The sequence below is a fragment of the Stenotrophomonas sp. 10L48 genome (assembly GCF_056395105.1).
The window spans coordinates 176,028-194,456 of the sequence record NZ_JBFTIX010000008.1 but is presented as its reverse complement, the minus strand read 5'-3'; the positions used below and the strand labels follow the sequence as shown (position 1 = coordinate 194,456).

At 67.2% G+C, this 18,429-nt stretch carries 17 protein-coding genes; 5 read left to right on the top strand and 12 right to left on the bottom strand.

Translation table 11 applies throughout. The features are described 5' to 3' along the window. The first annotated feature begins 96 nt into the window (after window positions 1-96). A complete protein-coding gene (locus AC1DCU_RS15030) occupies window positions 97-615 on the top strand; it encodes a DUF2059 domain-containing protein (protein WP_140227919.1) in 519 nt (172 codons plus the stop codon). A gap of 84 nt (window positions 616-699) precedes the next feature. Here AC1DCU_RS15030 and AC1DCU_RS15025 read toward each other — a convergent pair whose 3' ends face one another. From AC1DCU_RS15025 to AC1DCU_RS15010, 4 genes are read right to left on the bottom strand one after another with little or no spacing between them, the layout of a single operon-like run. Then, window positions 700-1,413: a pseudouridine synthase gene (locus AC1DCU_RS15025; RefSeq protein ID WP_478014212.1), complete on the bottom strand. Its 714-nt coding sequence runs from the start codon at window positions 1,411-1,413 to the stop codon at window positions 700-702. A gap of 28 nt (window positions 1,414-1,441) precedes the next feature. Continuing rightward, window positions 1,442-2,026, bottom strand: coding sequence for an O-methyltransferase (locus AC1DCU_RS15020; protein ID WP_425541464.1), 585 nt, complete (start codon window positions 2,024-2,026; stop codon window positions 1,442-1,444). After that, complete coding sequence (ubiB, locus tag AC1DCU_RS15015; protein ID WP_033832742.1) at window positions 2,026-3,681, bottom strand: ubiquinone biosynthesis regulatory protein kinase UbiB; 1,656 nt, start codon at window positions 3,679-3,681, stop codon at window positions 2,026-2,028. The genes AC1DCU_RS15020 and ubiB overlap by 1 nt, the downstream gene beginning before the upstream one ends. Further along, window positions 3,678-4,313, bottom strand: coding sequence for a ubiquinone biosynthesis accessory factor UbiJ (locus tag AC1DCU_RS15010; protein ID WP_032978107.1), 636 nt, complete (start codon window positions 4,311-4,313; stop codon window positions 3,678-3,680). Before AC1DCU_RS15010 ends, ubiB begins: the two co-directional genes overlap by 4 nt. Window positions 4,314-4,690: 377 nt before the next feature. On the opposite strand from AC1DCU_RS15010, the gene ddlA reads away from it, so the two are divergent. Further along, window positions 4,691-5,788 (top strand): D-alanine--D-alanine ligase, encoded by a 1,098-nt coding sequence (ddlA, locus tag AC1DCU_RS15005; RefSeq protein ID WP_140227922.1) that lies wholly within the window; start codon window positions 4,691-4,693, stop codon window positions 5,786-5,788. An 85-nt stretch (window positions 5,789-5,873) separates the two neighbouring features. Here the strand turns inward: ddlA and AC1DCU_RS15000 are convergent, their stop codons facing one another. From AC1DCU_RS15000 to oleC, 3 genes are all read right to left on the bottom strand, one after another. Then, window positions 5,874-6,029: a DUF1328 domain-containing protein gene (locus AC1DCU_RS15000; protein ID WP_025875842.1), complete on the bottom strand. Its 156-nt coding sequence runs from the start codon at window positions 6,027-6,029 to the stop codon at window positions 5,874-5,876. A gap of 121 nt (window positions 6,030-6,150) precedes the next feature. Next, window positions 6,151-7,137: a 2-alkyl-3-oxoalkanoate reductase gene (oleD, locus tag AC1DCU_RS14995; RefSeq protein ID WP_033832739.1), complete on the bottom strand. Its 987-nt coding sequence runs from the start codon at window positions 7,135-7,137 to the stop codon at window positions 6,151-6,153. Next, window positions 7,134-8,792, bottom strand: coding sequence for an olefin beta-lactone synthetase (oleC, locus tag AC1DCU_RS14990; protein WP_442251522.1), 1,659 nt, complete (start codon window positions 8,790-8,792; stop codon window positions 7,134-7,136). The genes oleD and oleC overlap by 4 nt, the downstream gene beginning before the upstream one ends. 102 nt (window positions 8,793-8,894) lie before the next feature. On the opposite strand from oleC, the gene AC1DCU_RS14985 reads away from it, so the two are divergent. Continuing rightward, window positions 8,895-9,320, top strand: a complete 426-nt coding sequence (locus AC1DCU_RS14985) for a YkgJ family cysteine cluster protein (protein ID WP_025875849.1) — start codon at window positions 8,895-8,897, stop codon at window positions 9,318-9,320. A 100-nt stretch (window positions 9,321-9,420) separates the two neighbouring features. Here the strand turns inward: AC1DCU_RS14985 and AC1DCU_RS14980 are convergent, their stop codons facing one another. The 4 genes from AC1DCU_RS14980 to AC1DCU_RS14965 form a co-directional block, all read right to left on the bottom strand. Next, on the bottom strand, window positions 9,421-10,311 hold the full coding sequence (locus tag AC1DCU_RS14980; RefSeq protein ID WP_033832736.1) for an alpha/beta fold hydrolase: 891 nt from the start codon (window positions 10,309-10,311) through the stop codon (window positions 9,421-9,423). A gap of 125 nt (window positions 10,312-10,436) precedes the next feature. Beyond that, on the bottom strand, window positions 10,437-11,453 hold the full coding sequence (locus AC1DCU_RS14975) for a 3-oxoacyl-ACP synthase III (RefSeq protein WP_025875853.1): 1,017 nt from the start codon (window positions 11,451-11,453) through the stop codon (window positions 10,437-10,439). 102 nt (window positions 11,454-11,555) lie between these two features. Next, window positions 11,556-11,873, bottom strand: coding sequence for a DUF4156 domain-containing protein (locus tag AC1DCU_RS14970; protein ID WP_025875855.1), 318 nt, complete (start codon window positions 11,871-11,873; stop codon window positions 11,556-11,558). A 195-nt stretch (window positions 11,874-12,068) separates the two neighbouring features. Beyond that, window positions 12,069-14,918, bottom strand: a complete 2,850-nt coding sequence (locus tag AC1DCU_RS14965) for a M16 family metallopeptidase (protein ID WP_032978097.1) — start codon at window positions 14,916-14,918, stop codon at window positions 12,069-12,071. 405 nt (window positions 14,919-15,323) lie between these two features. On the opposite strand from AC1DCU_RS14965, the gene AC1DCU_RS14960 reads away from it, so the two are divergent. Further along, window positions 15,324-15,800: an XAC0231 family protein gene (locus tag AC1DCU_RS14960; RefSeq protein ID WP_025875859.1), complete on the top strand. Its 477-nt coding sequence runs from the start codon at window positions 15,324-15,326 to the stop codon at window positions 15,798-15,800. A gap of 70 nt (window positions 15,801-15,870) precedes the next feature. After that, complete coding sequence (locus tag AC1DCU_RS14955) at window positions 15,871-16,350, top strand: tRNA (cytidine(34)-2'-O)-methyltransferase (RefSeq protein ID WP_032978095.1); 480 nt, start codon at window positions 15,871-15,873, stop codon at window positions 16,348-16,350. A gap of 867 nt (window positions 16,351-17,217) precedes the next feature. Here AC1DCU_RS14955 and AC1DCU_RS14950 read toward each other — a convergent pair. Continuing rightward, window positions 17,218-18,381: an acyl-CoA dehydrogenase family protein gene (locus AC1DCU_RS14950; protein WP_059063190.1), complete on the bottom strand. Its 1,164-nt coding sequence runs from the start codon at window positions 18,379-18,381 to the stop codon at window positions 17,218-17,220. Window positions 18,382-18,429: the final 48 nt, after the last annotated feature.

Genomic DNA, 18,429 nt, shown 5'->3' with positions numbered 1-18,429 from the left:
ATCACGCCCCGTATGCCGCCGATCAGGCACCGAACACGCCGCCTTCGCCTTTGCCGGGGGTATGCTTGCCATCCCGTGTACTGCAGGACGCTCCGCATGATCCGCTTCGTTCCCTCCCTGTTGCGCCGCGCGACCCTGCTGCTGGTGCTGGCCGCAGCAAGCACGCCGGTGCTGGCCGCAGCCCCCACCGATGGCGACATCAACCGCCTGCTGTCGGCCTCGCGTGCGCAGAGCATGATCGACACCATGCTGCCGCAGATCGAAGCGATGCAGCAGCAGCAGTTCCAACAGGTCGCCGCACAGCGCAAGCTCAACGCCCAGCAGCAGGAACAGCTGCAGCGCATCCAGGCCCGTACCAGCCAGACCCTGCGCCAGGCACTGTCGTGGCAGCAGCTGCGGCCGATGTACGTGGACCTGTACAAGAAGACCTTCAGCAAGGAAGACGTGCTGGCCATGGCCGAGTTCTACGAGAGCCCGGCCGGCCAGAGCCTGCTCGACAAGACCCCGGCGCTGATGCAGAACGTGATGGTGGCGATCCAGACGCGCATGCAGCCGCTGTTCGCCGATCTGCAGAAGGATCTGGAAGCGATCGTCAACGAGCCGGAAAAGAAGTGAGGCGGTAGCGCCGGGCCATGCCCGGCGAGCGCGAAGCGCGGCCGTTTCATCGCAGAAGCCGCCGGGCATGGCCCGGCGCTACAGCTACGGAACGTGCCAGCCGAACAGGTCCAGCGCCTTCTGGAATTCACCGTCGACCGGCGCGCACACATCCACCGTGCCACCATCCGGATGCGGAAAGCGCAGGCGCTCGGCGTGCAGCAGCATGCGGTGCACACCCTGCATGCGGAAGTTGCGGTTGTGCCGGCCATCACCATGGCTGGTATCGCCGATCAGGTGATGTGACAGGTGCTTGAGATGGCGGCGGATCTGCCGGAAGCGCCCGGTCAGCGGCTGGCAGCGCAGCAGTGCATAGCGCGAGCTGGTGAACTCGCCCACCGGTACCGACAGTTCGCCGGTAGCCAGGCGCTGGAAGTCGGTGACCGCCGGCTTCTTCACCGGCTTGCCGGGACCGCCATCCAGATCGTGGTCGACCTGCCAGGCCTCCTCGGCCGGCCAGCCGCGGCAGATGGCCAGGTAATCCTTGCTCACCTCGCCGCCCATCAACGACTTGCCCAGCGCACTGGCCGTATCACGGTCGAAGGCCAGCAACAGGCAGCCGCTGGTGGCGCGATCCAGGCGATGGACCAGGAAGATCGGCCGGCCCAGCTGCTCGCGCAGGCGATCGGCGAGGAAATCATCTTCGCCACGGGCCAGCTTGCTGTCATGGACCATCAGCCCGGCCGGCTTGTTGACCACGGGAGGTCGCCCGATGCCTGCGGTTGCCGGCCAGCGGCCGGCACTACCGCACCAAGCCAGCGACCCGCGCTACCGGGGTGACGCCCGGTCAGGTGTTGCGCAGCGCCAGCAGTTCGCCATTGCCCACCGGCACCAGGCTGGTGGTGAACGCCGCATCGGCGGCCAGCAGGGCGCGCAGCGGCGCCATCTCACCGGCATGCGAGGTGGCGTTGTCGACCACCAGCAGGCCGCCGGGGCGCAGTACCCGACGCAGCTGCGGCCACCAGCCCGCGTACTGCCCGCGATCCGAATCCAGGAACAGCAGGTCGATGCAGCCCTGCTCGGCCTGCGCCAGCCACTGACCGGCATCACCGTGGACCAGGTTGATGCGCTCGCCCAATCCACTGCGGGCGAAATTCGCGCGGGCCATCGCCACCTTGTCGGCAGCGAGCTCCAGCGTGGTCACCTGGCCATCGATCGCGGCCGCCGCTTCGGCCAGCCACAGCGTGGAATAACCGTTGGACGTACCGATCTCCAGCACGCGGCGGGCGTTGCCGAAACGCACCAGCACCGACAGCAGTTCACCGGTGTCGGCGGTGATGTTGAGCATGCGCCGACCGCGCTCGGTTTCGCACGCATCGTTGTCGCTGCCGAACTGCGCGAGCTCCTGTTTGAGCGCGCTCAGCGCATCCATCATCGCCACCACGCACGCGCCAGTGCGAACGCTCCAACCGCACCGGACACCCAGCTCCACGCCGGCACGTCGCCCCAGTACCAGCCCGGCGGCTGCAGCACGTACATCAATGCGGCGATCGCCAGCAGGCCGACGCCGGTGATCGCACCGACCGCATGCTTCTGCAGGCGCTGCACGCTGGCGTCCAGCGCAACCAGATCGCGCGAGCGCATCGCCAGCTCATGGCGACCTTCCACCTGCTGGGTCAGCCAGGCGTGCACCAGGCGCGGCATGTCCGGCGCATGGGTCATGATTTCCGGCAGGCGCTTGCCGATCTCGCGCACCACGCGACGCGGGCTGTAGCGCTCGCGCAGGATCTTCGCCAGCACCGGCTTGGCCACGGCCCAGATATCGATCTGCGGGTCCAGCTGGCGGCCGACGCCCTCGATGTTGAGCAGGGTCTTCTGCAGCAGGATCAACTGCGGCTGCAGGGTCAGCTGGTAGCGCTGGGCCACGCGGAACAGCTTCATCAACACTTCGGCCAGCGAGATCTGCGACAGCGGGCGGGTGAAGTACGGCTCGCACACCGAACGCACCGCCGCTTCCAGATCATCGATGCGCACGTTGTCGGGCATCCAGCGCGCCTGCACGTGCAGTTCGGCGATGCGGCGGTAGTCGCGGTTGAAGATGGCCATGAAATTCTCGGCCAGGTAGTACTGATCTTCCTGCGAGAGCTGGCCCATGATGCCGAAGTCCAGCGCGATGAAGCGCGGGTTGTCGCGGCGTGCCGGATCGATGTCGACCCAGATGTTGCCGGCGTGCGCGTCGGCATGGAAGAAGTTGTCGCGGAACACCTGGGTGTAGAACACCCGCACGCCTTTGGCGGCCAGCGCCTTGCGGTCGATGCCGGCCTTGTCCAGCGCGGCGATGTCATCGGAGGGGATGCCCCATACGCGTTCCAGGGTCAGTGCGCGCTCGGCGGTATGGCTCCAGATCACTTCCGGTACGTACAGGTCGTCGGAGTTCTCCCAGAAGCGGCGCAGCACGCTGGCATTGGCGCCTTCGCGCTGCAGGTCCAGCTCGGCGGCCAGGGTGTTCTCCACCTCGGCCACCACTTCGCGCGGGCGGATCTTGTCGGCGCGCGGATGGGTGCGCTCGACCAGCGTCGCCAGCGAGTTGAGCAGGGCGATGTCGGCGTCGATCTGTTTTTCGATGCCCGGGCGCAGCACCTTGACCACTACCTGGCGGCCGTCGGCCAGGGTGGCCGCGTGCACCTGCGCGATCGACGCCGAGGCCAGTGGCTCGGTATCGAAACTGGCGAAGGCTTCGCTGACCGGCAGGCCCAGCGCTTCCTCGACGATGCGGCGTGCGGTCTCGCCGTCGAAGGGCTTGACCCGGTCCTGCAGCAGGGTCAGCTCATTGGCCACGTCCGGCGGCACCAGGTCACGACGGGTGGACAGGATCTGCCCGAACTTGACGAAGATCGGCCCCAGGTCCTGCAGCGCCAGGCGCAGGCGTGCACCCCGCGACTGTGCCGCGATGGCGGCCGATGCGCGCGGCACGAACGGCTTGGCCAGGCGCAGCCAGCGCTCGGCCGGGGTGCCCTGCAGCAGGTCGTCGAGGCGGTAACGCAGGATCACCCGGCCGATGCGGCTGGCCCGCAGCAGCGCCTTCATGCGGCACCCCGCAGGCGCTGCACGCGTGCGCCGAGGCGCTCGACATCGTCGCGCAGCACGTCCACGTCATCGTGGAAGGCATCCAGCTCGGCACGTGGCACCACGTCGCGCGATTCCTCGGTGATGAATTCAGCGGCGCTGTGGGCGAGGTCGATCGCACCCTGGCGGGCATGCTGCAGGGCGCTGCGCAGGGTGTTGGCCACCTGCACGCCCAGCACGTCGCCGAACACGCTGACGAACGGCTGCTGCCAGTCCGGATCGAAGCCCTTGGCCAGCTGCTGCAGGCGGCGCGCCAGCTCGGCATCGCCGGCCACGCGAACGCGCCCCTTGCCGTTGTCAGCGCCCTGGCGGGCACGCGCCAGCAGCGGCAGCTGTGCCAGCACGCCGGCCAGGCTGCTGCGCACGGCCAGGTCGGCTTCCTGCGCATCCACCGGGCCGACACGCAACTGGTCGCCGTCGACGCTGATGCGCATTGCCAGCGGCGGCGCGTCCAGGGTCAGGTCGATATGGCGACCGTCGAGGCCGGCCAGTGCGTGGCGGGTATCCGGATCCAGCGCCAGCGCGCGGTTCAGGGCGATCTGCAGGGCACGGCCAGCGACCGGCTTGAGGGACTTGAGCAGGGAAAGAGCCATGTGCGCATTCTACCTGCGTGGGTGGGGGGCTTGGGCCGGGCTACCGCCCGGCACCCGCAGAAGCAACGGCAACATCAAAAGCCGAAGCAACAGCAACAGCGGGCATTCCGTGGGGAGGCGGGGGGGGTCCGGTTGCGGGGGCCGCTGCAAGTACGTCCCTGTAAGCTCGGTCGCCGCATCCATGCGGCTCACGCCCCCGCAACCGGACCCACCCCGCCTTCGACAGGTTCCTACTGCTGTTGGTGGGTGTCGACCTTGGTCGACACGGTAGATCCACGCCATGCGTGGATGGATTTCTGGTTCATCTGTGCCTCACGCGGAAGGCCGATGAAGGTTCATGCTATGGAACCACGCAACGCACAGGACATCGCATTTCCATGGCACGGACACGGGTTGGCATCATCTTCGGTGGCAGGTCTTCCGAACACGAAGTTTCGCTGCAGTCGGCGAAGAACATTCTCGACGCGCTCGACCGCGAGCGCTTCGAACCGGTGCTGATCGGCATCGACAAGCAGGGCCAGTGGCACCTGAGCCAGCCGGACACCTTCCTGCTCAATGCCGAGGATCCGGCGCGCATCGCCCTGCATCCTTCCGGTACCGCGCTGGCGGTTCTGCCCGGCACCGAGCAGGCCCAGCTGCAACCGACCGATGCGGGCAGCGCGCTGGGGCAGATCGATGTGGTGCTGCCGATCGTGCACGGTCCGCTGGGCGAGGACGGTGCGCTGCAGGGCCTGCTGCGCATGGCCAACCTGCCCTTCGTCGGCTCGCCGGTACTGGGTTCGGCGGTAGCCATGGACAAGGATGTAACCAAGCGCCTGCTGCGCGATGCCGGCCTGCAGGTGGCGCCGTGGGTCTGCATCCGCCGCCATGAAGCCGATACGGTCGATGTCGATGCCCTGATCGCGACACTCGGCCTGCCGCTGTTCGTGAAGCCGGCCAACCAGGGCTCATCGGTGGGCGTGAGCAAGGTCAAGGACGCCGACGGTTTCGCCGAGGCATTGCAGACTGCGCTGCGCTACGACCACAAGGTTCTGGTGGAATCGGCCGTGGTCGGCCGCGAGATCGAATGCGCGGTGCTCGGCAACGAGCGGCCGCAGGCCAGCATCTGTGGCGAGGTGGTGCTGCACGATGAGTTCTACGCCTACGACACCAAGTACATCAACGAAGATGGCGCCGAAGTGGTGGTGCCGGCCGCGATCGACGCGGCGACGCAGGCGCGTATCCAGGACATCGCGCTTCAGGCGTACCAGGTACTGGAATGCGCCGGTATGGCGCGCGTGGATGTGTTCCTGACCGCGGATGGTCGGATCGTCATCAACGAGGTCAACACGCTGCCCGGCTTCACCCGCATCAGCATGTATCCGAAGCTGTGGGGCGCCAGTGGCGTGGGCTACACGGCGCTGATCACGCGCCTGATCGAACTGGCGATGGAACGGCACGACGCCGATCGCCGATTGCACAGCGCGGTGCGCTGACCGCGCTTCGGCAGTGCCGGCCGCCGGTCGGCAACCCCGGGTAATCGAGGTTGCCGGCCAGCGGCCGGCACTACTGCTCAAGCGGTCATGTGCGCTTGCGGAACATCGAGATCACCGCCAGCACCAGGAACACCACGAACAGGATCCAGGCGATGTTGCTGGCGGCACCGGCGATGCCGGAGAAACCGAGCACGGCGGCGATGATGGCAATGACAAAGAAAATGACGGCGTAATGCAGCATGGTGCTCCTCGCAGGTGGTCGGCCGTGGGTGGCGTTGTGTCCATCCTGCGCATCTGCCGGTGTGCAACCGGTGATGGCGATCTCTGCGCGTAATGAAGGCTTCAGCGCGGTGATGCCGCCGTCATGATGCGGCCTTCAGTCGTCGCAGCCCTTCTTCGATGCTGACCTGCGGCACGTAGCCGAAATCACGGCGCGCTGGCTCCATGCTGTACCAGTGCGGCGTGCACAGCTGCTCGGCCAGGAAGCGCGTCAGCGGCGGCTCGCCACGCAGGCGCAGCAGCGGCCACAGCCGCTCGCAGATCGCGCCGATCCGATACGCCGTCTTGAAGCTGATCGCCTTGTCCACGGTTGGAGCGCCCACCGCCTGCAGCAGCTTGTTGACCAGCTCGCGCATCGGCAGCGGCTCGCCATTGGAAATGAAGTACGCCTTGCCGGCGCAGGCCGCGCCCGGTGCCAGCGCCTCGAAGGCGAGGAAATGCGCGAGCGCGGCGTTGTCGATGTAAGTGGTATCGACCTTGTTGTTGCCATCGCCCACCAGGCGCAAACGGCCAGCGCGTGCACGATCGGCCAAGCGCGGCACCAGCTGCTGGTCGCCCGGGCCCCAGATCAACCGCGGACGCAACGCCACAGTCGCCAGGCTCGCGTCATTGGCCGCCAGCACGCGCTGTTCGGCAATCGCCTTGGTCGCCGCGTACGGCGCCTGGAAATCCTCGCCATACGGCACTTCGTCCGCACCCAGTCCTTCCACCGGGTGCGTGGCGCGGTGGGTCACGCTGGGCGTGGAGGTGTAGACCAGCCTGCCGATGCCATGCGCACGGCAGGCGGCGATGACGTTGTCGGTGCCGACCACGTTGGCCTGGTGGTAGCTGTCATAGCTGCCCCACGCACCCGCCTTGGCACCGTTGTGGAACACCGCATCGACGCCGGCCACCGCATGCAGCACCGCCTGCGGATCGGCCAGGTCACCGCGGATCTGGCCCACGCCCAGCGCCTGCAGTTCCGGGTAGTGGCTGCGGTTGAACGCCAGCACCTGGTGGCCACGTTCGACCAGGCCACGGCACAGCGCCTGGCCAAGAAAACCACCACCACCGGTGACCAGGATCTTCATGCGCGCTTCTCCAGTTCGGCGCGTGCCCAGACGGCGAGCTTCTCGCGGCCGATCTTGGCGTTGTGACGGATATCGACGGGGAACGCCGGATGCATCAGCACGTGTTCCAGCTTCATCTCGGGCAGACGCGCAGCGGCCGTGGCATGCAGCGCCTCGCGCAGAGCAGGGCTGTCGGACTGGCCACGCTGCAGCTCCACGCACAGCACCGGCACCTGCGCACCGGCCGCGCCGACGCCCACCAGCGCAGTGCGTGCCACGCCGGGTACGGTGTTGAACACCGGCTCGACCTGTTCGGTGTACAGCGGTCCGTGGGCGGTTTCCACGCGATGGGTCTTGCGGCCACAGAACCACAGCCGTCCCTGCGCATCGAAGTAGCCGACATCGCCCATGCGATGCACGATGCGGACGCTGCCATCGACCAGGGTTTCGCTGATCTTCGCCGCCGCCGTCGCCTGCGGACGGTTGAAATAACTATCGGTGGCGGTCGGCCCGGCCACGGTGATCTCACCGATCTCGCCCACGGCCAGTACGCGCGCCTGCGACCAGTCCGGCAGCGGCGCATCGTCGATGGCGATGATGCGCACCTCGTTCGGTGCGACCACGCTGCCGACGCAGGTGCCGGCACCGCCCTCGGTGGCCGCGCGCGTACGCTCCAGCTCGCGCCCCTCGACCACCGCCACCGGCAGGCACTCGGTGGCGCCATACGGTGTCCAGAACTGGGCATCGGCCGGCAGCAGGCTGCGGATGGTGGCAACCACGTCCGGCGGCACCGGCGCACCGGCCGAGGTCACCCGGGTCACCGTCGGCAACGGCCGCCCGTGCCGCGCCAGGACCCGCATCAGCGCGGGCGAGCCGAACAGCTGGGTCACGCCGAAACGCTGGATGGCGTCATGCAGGCGCGCCGGGTCGGCCTGGGCCGGCCGGGTCGGGTCCATGTCCGGAATCACCGAGGTCAGGCCCAGTGCCGGATCGAACAGCGCAAACGGCGGGAAGGTCGGCAGGTCCACCCCGCCCGCCTCCATGCCGAAGGCGCTGCCCAGCAGCTCGATCTGGCCGACGAAGTGGCGGTGGCGGTAGACCACGCCCTTGGGCACGCCGGTGGAGCCGCTGGTGAACAGGATCGCCGCCGTGTCCTCGCCATCGGTGTCGGCCAGCATCGGGCCGCTGTTGGCGCCGGCACGCTCCAGCGCGGCCAGCGTGGTACCGCCCCAGCCCAGGCGGCGGCCAACCGTGACCAGACGGGTCGCCGAAGGCGCCCAGCGCAGCGCCAGCCGCGCCACGTGGGCCAGCGGGATGCCGATGAAGGCCTGCGGCTGTGCCTCGTCCAGGCACTGCTTCAGCGCGCGCTTGTCGATGCCGGGATCGACCAGCACCGGCACCGCGCCCAGCTTGAACAGGGCGAACATCAACAGGAAGAACTCCGGCGACGGCCGCACCATCACCACCGTGCGCACCCCACGGCCGATGCCGTAGCCAGCCAGGCCGGCCGCCATCGCATCGCTGCGGGCGTCCAGCTGGCGGTAATCCAGGGTCACGTCGTAGGCCGCCATGCCGTTGCCGGCGCCGCGGCGGCCCGGGCAGCGGATGGCGATCTGGTCGGGGCGTTCACGCGCCAGCTCGGGCAGCCGCGCGGCGATGTTGCAGGATCGGTTCATCCGTTCATTGTCGCCGCTTACGGAATTTCTTGCGCGGCGGCCGCCAGCGTGGAAAATCCGCATCCTCGTCCCTTTCCCGATGCCGCCCGAGGCGGCTTGCCCATGCAACATCCCTGCATGACCTGCGGCGCCTGCTGCACCCAGTACCGCGTGGCCTTCCACTGGATGGAATCGGACGAGGTCACCCCCGGCGGCGTGCCGCACCAGCTCACCGAGGTGCTCGACCCGCACCGCCTGTGCATGCGCGGCACCCATTCCAAGCCGGTGCGCTGCGTGGCGCTGGACGCCCAGATCGGCGTCTATTCGCGCTGCACGATCCACCCCAACCGCCCCAGCGTGTGCCGCGAGGTGGATGCATCGTGGGAGTACGGCAAGGCCAGCCCGCAGTGCGACAAGGCCCGCATCGCCTATGGGCTGGATCCGCTGACCCTGGCCGACTGGCGCTGGCGCGACGGTGCGGACAACGACGACGACCACCCGGACGACAACGGCAACAGCCCCTCGCCACAGGCGCCAATCGCGGCGTAGTGGTAGTGCCGGCCGCTGGCCGGCAACATCATGAACCCGGCGCGCATTGCGCGCTTGCCGGCCAGCGGCCGGCACTACCGGGATCCGACCCGGGAACCGATCAGATCGGGTTCGCGTCCAGGAACGCCCGGATCTCCGGCACCAGCACTTCATGCTTGTCTTCCAGCACGTAGTGGCCGGCATCCTCGAAGGCATGCACCTGCGCCTTCGGCAACGCCGCCTGGAAGCCCTTCAGGAAGTGGTGGTCGAACACGAAATCACGCAGGCCCCAGCCGAGGAAGGCCGGACGATCGGCGAACGACGGCAGCGCCTTGCCGGCGCGCTCCAGCAGTGACCACGCCTTGTCGGCCGGCGACAGCGGAATGTCCTGCATGAAGCGGATGGTGCTGATGCGGTTGGCGTAGCTGTTGTACGGCGACACGTAGGCGCGGCGCACATCGGCCGGCATCTTCCGCTCCACGCCCAGCCACGAGGCACCGGAGGAGAACGCATTGAAGGTGCGGATGATCCACTCGCCGATCTTCCAGTGCCGGCCCAGCGCGATCTGCCACGGCATCTTCTTGGCCGCCGGCATCGGGAACGCGGCGGTGTTGAGCACCACCAGGCGCTTGACCTGGTCGTGGTGCGACAGCGCCCAGCCGAAACCGATCATGCCGCCCCAGTCGTGCACGGCCAGCGTCACCGGGCCGGTGATGCCCAGATGCTTCAGCAGCGCATCCAGATCATCCACCCGCGACTGCAGCGTGTACTCGTAGCGGCTGTCGTCAGGCTTGTCCGACAGGCCCATGCCGATATGGTCCGGCACGATGCAGCGGTACCTGTCCGACAGGCCGGCCACCAGCGTGCGCCAGTAATAGCTCCACGACGGGTTGCCGTGCACCATCACCACCACTTCGCCATCGCGCGGGCCTTCGTCGAGATAGTTCATCGACAGGCCGGGGCGGACCTCGAAACGCTGCGGGTGGGCGGGGTAACCGGGAAGCTGGGACATCGGATCGCACCTGTAGAAAGGGCCGGTAGAACCGGCCCTTGGACACTTGGAAACATCATCGCTGTCCGTCGCGAGCGATTGGCTGGCAGGTGCGGACGGCGCGCAGCAGGTCAGCGGTGACTTTTTTACCAGACCACTTCGGCCATCGAGCAGTTCAGGCCCGAGCCGATGCCCAGAAGCGCGATGCGGTCGCCCTTCTTCAGCTTGCCCAGCTGCTTGAGCTTGCTCAGCACGATCGGCACCGAGGCCGGACCGATGTTGCCGTGCTCGCCGAAGATGGTCATGACCTTCTTCGGGTCGATGCCGAAATTCTTGATGAACGCCGCAGTGTGCGGCTGGCTGACCTGGTGGATGACGAACTGGTCCAGCTCTTCCACGGCCCAGCCCAGTGCGATCTTGGCGGCGGTGAAGGTCTTCTGGGCCAGCTTGATGCCCTCGATCAGCAGCATGCGGGTGTCGGTGACCATGCGGTCCAGGTTGCCCAGGCACAGCTGGTTCCACTCGGTGGCCGAGCGGGTCACGCCACCCTTGTAGCGCGGCGCGTCGGGCACCAGCTCCGAACGGGCCATCACCATCGCGGCTGCACCGGACCCGGTGGTCAGCGCCGCCAGCTCGTTGCGGAAGTCGTCAGCGGTGACGTCCGGCGCGGTCATCCGCTCCAGGGTCTTTTCGTACACCAGGTTGGCGGTCTCGCCATCCACCACCAGCGCATAGTCGATCTCACCGCGCTCAAGCATGCGCGCAGCGATGTCCATGCCGTTGATGAAGGCCAGGCAGGCATTGGCGACGTCGAAGGTCATGCACTCGTCGCTGACACCGAGGTTGCCGGACACGATGGAAGCCGTGGACGGCTCCAGGTAGTCACGGCTGACCGAGGTGTTGATCAACAGGCCCACCTGCGTCGCATCGATGCCTGCGTCTTCCAGCGCCTTGCGGCCAGCCATGGTGGCCGCATCGGACGCCAGGACGCCGTTGTCCCACAGGCGGCGCGCGTGGATGCCGGCGATGTCGCCGAGGACGTCGGTACGGATACCAAGGCGATCCAGCGTCGGCTGCAGGCGTTCGTTGATTTCCTTGGTCGTCAGCGTGTGCGGCGCATCAACGTGAGCCAGGCCGGCAATCGAGACATTCTTGAAGAGCATCGAGGTTAGCGCCAAGGCTCAGGCAAAGGGGGCGCTATTCTATAACCCCCCGGGCCTTCACCGCATCTTTACGAATTCAGCCTTGGCCGTATGGTGAAGGATTCAGCGCGGCGGGCACTGGAAGGCGGCGAAGCGCTGGCTGCCATCGGCAGGGGCCGCAGCGGCCTGCACGGCGTTGGCGCCGGTGGTCGGGGCCTCGTTGCGGGCCAGGGTTTCCAGCTCTTCCTGCACGCGCAGCGGGTTGCGGTTGTAGAAGCCGACCTTGCTCTTCACGGTCACCACCACTTCGCCCTTGGAGATGCAGCCGGCCGGTACCGGGCCTGCCGGCAGCACGCGGGTCGCCTTGCCGGCCGGTTCGATCGGCACCCAGGTGCAGGCGGTGACGGTGAGCAACAGGGACGACAGCAGCAGAACGCGCATGGGCAGGATCCTGGAAGGGAATGTCAGGAGTGTGCCTGAACCGTCTGAATCAGGGATAGCCGGAGAGGGCTGCGGTAGCGCCGGGCCATGCCCGGCGGTTCTTCGAAGGCGTCCAGATGCCGCGCTGCGCGCTCGCCGGGCACGGCCCGGCGCTACCACCAGAGGCCTGCCCGCCGGAGCGGGCAGGCACATCACTTACTTCTTGACCGGGTTGCCTTCGGCATCGATCACGGTCACTTCGCCCAGGTTCAAGGCGCGCACGGCCGCTTCGGTCTGCTTGAGGTCACCCACCACCACCCAGGTCAGCGCCTGCGGCTTGATCTCCGCTGCCGCCTGCTGCACCTGTGCCGGGGTCATCGCTTCGATCTCGGCCTTGCGGCGCAGCACGTAGTCGTCCGGACGCTTGAACTGCACGATCGTGCCGATGGTCGAGGCCACCGCGCTGGCGGTCTCGTAGGCGCCGGGCAGGCTCAGCGTCTGGATGTTGCGGATGCGCGCCACTTCCGCGTCGGTCGCCGGCTTGCTGCCGTTGGCGAACTCGGCGATCTCCTTGCGCATTTCCGCCATGGCCGGGCCGGTCTTGTCGATCTGCACCGGTGCCATCGCCATCCACGGGCGCTGGCCCACGGTGTTGCTGGCGCTGGTGCGGGCACCGTAGGACCAGTGCTTGTCCTCGCGCAGGTTCATGTTCAGGCGCGAAGTGAAGTCACCACCGATCACGCCGTTGGCGATGTCGAAGCGGGTCGAGCTGGCGTCGCTGGACGGCGGCACGACCTGGCCGGCGAACAGGTTGGCCTGCACCGCGCCCGGCTGGTCGATCAGGAACACGCGCGGGCTCTTCGGAAGCGCCACGGCGGTGGTGGCCTTGATCGTCGGCGCATCACCGGTGGCCTTCCAGTCGCCCAGCTGCTTGTCCAGCAGCGGCACGATCTCGGCCAGGGTGGTATCGCCCACCACGATCAGGGTGCCGTCCTGCGGGCGCAGCCAGTCGCGGTGGAAGTCAACCAGGTCCTCGCGGCCCAGGCTGCTGATCGCCGCTTCGTCACCGCTGCCGGTGAACGGGATCGCGTACGGGTGGCCCTTGCCGTACAGCAGCGGCGGCAGCACGCGCATCGCTACCGCACCCGGGTTGACCTTCTCCTGCTGGATGCCGGCGATCCAGGTCGCCTTGACCCGGTCGATCTCGCTCTGCTCGAAGCGCGGCTCGCGCAGCAGGCTGGCATACAGCGCCAGCGACGGCACCAGGTTCTCCTTCAGCGCGGACAGTTCCACATCCACCGAATCCAGGCCTGCGGACGCATCGAGATCCGCACCCAGCGCATCGGCTGCATCGGCGAAGGCCAGCGAGCCGAGCTTGCCGGCGCCTTCGGTCATCAGGCTCATGGTGAAGTTGGCGGTGCCCGGCTTGCGGCCCTGGTCGGCGGTGAAGCCACCCGGGAACTGGTAGCTGAACTGCACCACCGGAATCTCGTGGCGCTCGGCCAGCACCACCTGGGTGCCGTTCTTCAGCGTGGCGCGCTGCAGGGCCGGGAACTTCAGCTGCGGGAACTCGCGGGTCTGCGGCACGCCGGCCTTGCGGTCCACCTGCTCGGGCAGGGTGCTGTACCTGCTGTCGACCGCCGGCACGTTGAACGGCTTCGGCGCCTGCGAGGGGTCTTCCTTCAGCGCCACGCGTTCACCCGGCTCGACCACCAGGGTGTGGCTGCCCTTGTCCAGCCACTGCGCGCCCAGGCGCTTGAGGTCGGCAGCGGTGGCCTTGTCGATGTTGGCCAGCGAGGTGCGGAAGCAGCCCGGGTCGCCGGTGTAGACCGTGCACTCGGCCAGCGCATCGGCCTTGCCACCGAAGCCGCCGATGCGCTCGATGCCACGGATGAACGCCGCGCGCGAGCCGGTCTTGGCGCGTGCCAGTTCTTCGGCGGTCGGGCCCTCCTTGAGCAGGCGCTCGATTTCCTCATCGATGATCTTTTCGACCTTGGCCGGATCCTGGCCCTGCTTCACCGTGGCCATCACCATGAAGTTGGAACCCAGCTGCGAGGCGTAAGCGCCGGCGCTGATGTTGTCCACCAGTTTGTCCTGGTGCTGCAGGCGCTGGCTCAGGCGCGAGGACTTGGCGCCGCCGAGCACATAGGCCAGCAGCTGCAGCTGGTCGACGTCGGTGGTGCCGACCTGCGCCACGTTCCAGGCGCGGTAGATGCGTGCCTGCGGCACCTTGTCGGTCATCACCTCGCGGGTGTCGGCCAGCCGCTTGGCCACGTCCACCTTCGGCTGCGCCATGGTCGGGCCGGCCGGGATGCTGCCGAAGTACTTGGCGGCCTTTTCCTTGGCGGTGGCCAGGTCGATGTCACCGGCCAGCACCAGTACCGCGTTGTTCGGGCCGTACCAGGTGCGGAACCAGGTCTTGACGTCGTCCAGCGAGGCGGCGTTGAGATCGTTCATCGAGCCGATCACGCTGTGGTGGTACGGGTGGCCCACCGGATACAGCGCGCGGTTGAGCTGTTCCCACACCTGGCCATAGGGCTGGTTCTCGCCCTGGCGCTTCTCGTTCTGCACCACGCCACGCTGTTCGTCGAGCGCAGCCTGGTCGATCGCGCCCACCAGATGGCCCATGCGGTCCGATTCCATCCACAGCGCCATGTCCAGCGCGGTGGTCGGCACGTTCTCGAAATAGTTGGTGCGGTCGGTATTGGTGGTGCCGTTCTGGCCGGTCGCACCCACCTGCTTGAAGGGTTCGAAGTACTCGCCGTCGTGGTTCTCGCTGCTCTGGAACATCAGGTGTTCAAACAGATGCGCGAAGCCGGTGCGACCGGCGGGCTCGTCCTTGCTGCCGACGTGGTACCAGATGTTGACCGCAACGATCGGTGCCTTGCGATCGGTATGCACCACCACGCGCAGGCCGTTGGGCAGGGTGAACTGCTCGAACGGGATATCGACCTTGCTGGTCGCGGCCGGCTTGGCCGCCAGCGCGTAGGTCGGCGCGAGCGTGCCGAGGGCAGTACTGAGAGCAACAGCGAGCAGCGCGGCGCGCGGGCGCAGGGTGAGCGACATATCCGGGTCCTTGGTCACGAAGGTGAATCCCGATCCTAGCGCGGGCGTGCGGCCACCGGTATCGGCCACCAGTCACTGGGGGTGATCGGCCCCATCGGCCTTCGTGATTGGCCGTCCCCGGGTCACGAACGGTGGTGATTCACGTCCGGACAGTGTCCGCAGCCCCCCGAATGGACAGGTGTCCGCCCTGCGGACACTTTCGGTGAGTCATAAAACCCTTATGAATCAACGACTAAAAGTTGGCACGGGGATTGCTTCGTACTTCCTGCGCCAGGAAGGGCTTCAGACGAAAGCTGACTGAAGACTGAACAAAAGCAGGAAATCGAAAATTCCGCTTGCATCCCCAGAACTGGTGTTCTACCTTACTACCACACCACTGATCACCAACACTAAACAGGCCCCGTCATGAACGCCAAGACCATTGCCATCGCCATCGCCCTGATCGCCGGCACCGCGGTTGTTTCGTCGGTGCAGGCCTCCGAATCCATCAAGACCCTGTCCACCGTGCAGGTCCGCCCGGCCGCCGACCAGCTGGTCCAGCAGGCCTGGGAACAGGCCAGCGGCATCCCGACCCTGGCCACTGTCGAAGTGCGCCCCAGCGTCGACCAGCTGGCCGAGCGCGACGGCTTCATCGCCAGCCCGGTCGCCGCCGCGCTGCCGATCACCACCCTGGCCTCGGTTGAAGTGCGCCCGAGCCTGGAGCAGCGTGTCGCCCTGGCTGCCGAGCAGGAAGCCCAGCGCTACGCCGCCACCCTGGCAGCGGCCGCCACCAGCGTCGCCAACCAGGTGATCGTCAACCTGCCGGCCCTGCAGGTGCGTCCGAGCGCCGCCCAGCTGCAGGCCTTCGCTGCCGAAACCGCCCAGGTCCTGCTGCGCCCGTAAGCGACGTCCGCCCTGCCCCGCGCGGGGCGTGCGTCGTAAAGGCGGCCGCCGTCGCAGGTACACTGCGCCGATGAATGCCGCGCCCCAGTTCCACGTGATCCTGTTCCAACCGGAAATCCCGCCCAACACGGGCAATGTGATCCGGCTCTGCGCCAACACCGGCGCGCAGCTGCACCTGGTCGAGCCGCTCGGCTTCGCACTGGAAGACAAGCAGCTCAAGCGCGCCGGCCTGGACTACCACGAGTACTCGCGCCTGCAGGTGCATCCGGACCTGGACACTGCGCTGGCGCGGATCGCACCGAAGCGGTTGTTCGCCCTGAGTACGCGTGCCAGCGTCCGCTATGACAGCGTGGCGTTCGACGACGGTGATGCCTTCCTGTTCGGCCCGGAAAGTCGTGGCCTGCCGCAGGACGTGCTTGATGCCCTGCCCGATGGTCGCCGGCTGCGCCTGCCGATGCGGCCGGACAACCGCAGCCTCAACCTGTCCAACACCGTTGCGGTGGTGATGTACGAGGCGTGGCGCCAGCATGGGTTTGCCGGCGGCGCGTGAGGCCATGCTTCTCCCTTGCGCCCGATTGCTGAAGCGCGCGCATGCGTTCATGGGCGTTACTTTTCTTTCCGCGCGGAAAGAAAAGTAACCAAAAGAAACGCGCCGCCATCCGCGAGCCGGTGCTGCGCACCGGTACCCTGCGCTCCTCGGCCCGCCGGGGACGGCGCGGAACTCGCTGCGCTCAGACACCCGCGCCTCTCCGCCCCCGCCGGACCTGCGGTGCTCGGCTCGCTTCAAGGCGGACCCAACAGCCGCGCAGTAGATCCACGCCATGCGTGGATGTCTTCCGCCTGGATCAATCAGTTGCGGGCGCCATGGCGTTACCTGGAACTCGTGCGATTGCCCACAGAAGAAAACTCCAGACCATCAATATCAGCATGCGTGCCGCACAATGCCAAACCCGTTGCCGTCGGGTCGATCCCGCCGGATGAGACTCTCAGCGCACCTGCATGTTGCTCGATAGCCACTGTGCCTAGTTCGGACTGATGAATCAGCTTTCCGCCCTCTGGCTTCATGTGCAGCACAAAGGAGCAGACGTGCTGCATCGCCTGGGTACTGTGCAGCTAAACCCTGTAGCCCAGTGATTCTTCGACAATCGACAGGCTGTCCCTGAATCCATCGCGGCAACTACGCCCGCTGCCCGGTTCGGTACACAGATCGCTCGCCTGCGAATAGCTGCCTGCCCATGCCCCATCATCCCTGTTGCCTCCCCACGCCATCTGCAGCACCGAGGCTTGGAAGAGCAGCGGGAGGCACAGCAGCCTTACAGAGGGATTGTTCTTCATTCAGCTTGCATCTCCGGATAGGCGTCCTTTGCCGCCCACCCTACTCGGCAACGCCGGCCAGCGGCCGGCACTACCGGTGCACTCAGAACGCGTTGATCCCGGTCAGCTCACGTCCGATCACCAGCTGGTGCACGGTTTCGGTGCCTTCATAGGTGATCACCGATTCCAGGTTCAGCGCATGGCGGATCGCCACGTGCTCGGTGGTGATGCCGGCGCCACCCAGCAGATCGCGACACTCGCGGGCGATGTCGATCGCCATGCGGCAGTTGTTCCACTTGGCCAGGCTGACCTGCTGCGGTTGCACCTGCCCGGCTTCCTTCAGTCGGCCGAGCTGCAACGCCAGCAGCTGCGCCATGGTGATGCGCCGGGCCATGTCGGCCAGCTTGATCTGCGCGCTCTGCGTGGCCGCCAGCGGACGGCCGAACAGCACGCGCTCCTTGGCATACCCCAGCGCTTCATCCAGGCAGGCGATGGCCGAGCCGATCGGGCCCCAGCTGATGCCGAAACGCGCCTGGGTCAGGCAGCCCAGCGGCCCCTTCAGCCCCTTCACGTTCGGCAGGCGGTGGCTGTCGGGTACGCGTACGTCGTCGAAGAACAGCGCGCCGGTCAGCGACGCGCGCAGGCTCATCTTGTGCTTGATTTCCTGGGTGGTGAAGCCGGGCATGCCCTTCTCCAGCACGAAGCCCTGGATGCCGTCTTCGGTCTGTGCCCAGACGATGGCCAGGTCGGCCACCGGCCCGCTGGTGATCCACATCTTGCTGCCGTTGATGCGCCAGTCGCTGCCATCGCGCACCGCGCGGGTCTTCATGCTGGCCGGGTCGGAACCGCCATGTGCCTCGGTCAGGCCGAAACAGCCGATCAATTCGCCGCGCGCCATCGCCGGCAACCATTGCCGGCGCTGTTCTTCGCTGCCGTAAGCAAAGATCGGGTACATGCACAGCGAGCTCTGCACCGACACGAAGCTGCGCAGGCCCGAATCGCCGCGCTCCAGCTCCTGGCAGATCAGCCCGTAACTCACCGCCCCCATGTCGCCGCCGCCGTACTCACCCGGCAGCGTGGCACCGAGCAGGCCCAGCGCGGCGATCTCCGGCACCAGTTCCGACGGGAACCGTGCCTGGTCGAAGGCATCACCGATGATCGGCAGCACGCGCTCGTTGGTGAAGCGGGCCACGCTCTCCTGTACCGCGCGCTCTTCCTCGCTGAGCAGGGAACGGACATCGAACAGGTCGTACGGATCCAAAGCCATGGCACTCACACGCAGTCGGGACTGCCGCCATTGTCGGCCATCCGGGCG

Coding starts and splice junctions, on each gene's coding strand:
- AC1DCU_RS14960 (WP_025875859.1), top strand. CDS start 15,324: ATGAACGCCAAGACCATTGCCATCGCCATCGCCCTGATCGCCGGCACC.
- AC1DCU_RS14955 (WP_032978095.1), top strand. CDS start 15,871: ATGAATGCCGCGCCCCAGTTCCACGTGATCCTGTTCCAACCGGAAATC.
- AC1DCU_RS15000 (WP_025875842.1), bottom strand. CDS start 6,029: ATGCTGCATTACGCCGTCATTTTCTTTGTCATTGCCATCATCGCCGCC.
- AC1DCU_RS14980 (WP_033832736.1), bottom strand. CDS start 10,311: ATGTCCCAGCTTCCCGGTTACCCCGCCCACCCGCAGCGTTTCGAGGTC.
- AC1DCU_RS15010 (WP_032978107.1), bottom strand. CDS start 4,313: ATGGCTCTTTCCCTGCTCAAGTCCCTCAAGCCGGTCGCTGGCCGTGCC.
- oleC (WP_442251522.1), bottom strand. CDS start 8,792: ATGAACCGATCCTGCAACATCGCCGCGCGGCTGCCCGAGCTGGCGCGT.
- AC1DCU_RS14970 (WP_025875855.1), bottom strand. CDS start 11,873: ATGCGCGTTCTGCTGCTGTCGTCCCTGTTGCTCACCGTCACCGCCTGC.
- ddlA (WP_140227922.1), top strand. CDS start 4,691: ATGGCACGGACACGGGTTGGCATCATCTTCGGTGGCAGGTCTTCCGAA.
- AC1DCU_RS14950 (WP_059063190.1), bottom strand. CDS start 18,381: ATGGCTTTGGATCCGTACGACCTGTTCGATGTCCGTTCCCTGCTCAGC.
- ubiB (WP_033832742.1), bottom strand. CDS start 3,681: ATGAAGGCGCTGCTGCGGGCCAGCCGCATCGGCCGGGTGATCCTGCGT.
- AC1DCU_RS15030 (WP_140227919.1), top strand. CDS start 97: ATGATCCGCTTCGTTCCCTCCCTGTTGCGCCGCGCGACCCTGCTGCTG.
- AC1DCU_RS15020 (WP_425541464.1), bottom strand. CDS start 2,026: ATGGATGCGCTGAGCGCGCTCAAACAGGAGCTCGCGCAGTTCGGCAGC.
- oleD (WP_033832739.1), bottom strand. CDS start 7,137: ATGAAGATCCTGGTCACCGGTGGTGGTGGTTTTCTTGGCCAGGCGCTG.
- AC1DCU_RS14975 (WP_025875853.1), bottom strand. CDS start 11,453: ATGCTCTTCAAGAATGTCTCGATTGCCGGCCTGGCTCACGTTGATGCG.
- AC1DCU_RS14965 (WP_032978097.1), bottom strand. CDS start 14,918: ATGTCGCTCACCCTGCGCCCGCGCGCCGCGCTGCTCGCTGTTGCTCTC.
- AC1DCU_RS14985 (WP_025875849.1), top strand. CDS start 8,895: ATGCAACATCCCTGCATGACCTGCGGCGCCTGCTGCACCCAGTACCGC.